Below are 1,006 nucleotides of genomic sequence, written 5' to 3' on the forward strand. Positions count from 1 at the left end.
CGCCACGACCTGAGCCGGACGGTGGGCTGGTTCACCACGCTGGTGCCGCTGCGGCTCGATCCCCTCGGCGGCGAACCGGACCTGCCGCCGGACCTGCCGCCGGACGACGCCGCCCGCGGCCACGCCCTCGGTCTCCTCCTCGGCCGCGCCCTCTGCCGGGTGAAGGAAGCCCGCCGCGCCCTGCCCCAGCCCGACCTCAGCCACGACCTCCTGCGCCACGGCCCCGTAGCGGACCTGCGCCACCGCATCGCCGCGACACCCGAGCCCGGCATCCTCCTCAACTACCTCGGCCAGATCGACGCCGACCGCGCCGACCCCGACGCGCCCTTCGCCCTCGCCCCCGAGAGCGCGGGGCCCATGCGCGACCCCCACAGCCCCGCGGGCGCCGAGCTCACCCTCACCGCCCTCGTGCGCGCCGGCCGCCTCCACCTCGCCTGGCGCTTCAGCCCCGACCGCCACGACGCCGCCGCCATCGCCGCCATCGCCCGCGATACCCGGCACACCCTCCAGGCCCTCGTCGCCCACTGCGCCGATCCGCGAACCCCGCGCCGGCCCACCCCCGCCGACCTGCCCCTCGCCCGCCTCGACCAACCCGGCCTCGACGCACTCCTCGCCAACCACGCGCTGGCCCCCGATAGCCTCGCCGACCTCTACCCGCTCACCCCCCTGCAGGAGGGCCTGCTCTTCCACGCCCGCCTCGCCCCCGGGGACGCGGCCTACCGCAACCAGGTCCGCCTCGACCTCGAACCCCTCGATCCCGACCGCTTCGCCCGCGCCGTCCGCGCCACCCTCGAGCGCCACGACGTCCTGCGCACCGCCATCCTCGACCCCGCCGACGGCCCGCCCCTCCAGGCCGTCCTCGACCCCGTGCCCCTGCCCCTCGCACGCCTCGACTGGACCGGGGCGCCGTCGAGCCAGGATGCGCCGCACGAGGACGCCCCGGACGAGGATGCCCGCGCCGACCGCCTCGCCGCGCGCCTCGCCGACCGCCTCGCCGCCCTGGCCG

1 protein-coding gene is annotated in these 1,006 nt (G+C 78.1%); it reads left to right on the plus strand.

What is annotated here, in order from left to right; all coding sequences use genetic code 11:
* The coding region (locus ACLBYB_RS32635) for a condensation domain-containing protein (RefSeq protein ID WP_447701358.1) at positions 1-1,006 on the plus strand (1,006 nt) is incomplete at both ends.

The sequence above is a fragment of the Methylobacterium sp. D54C genome (assembly GCF_053345595.1).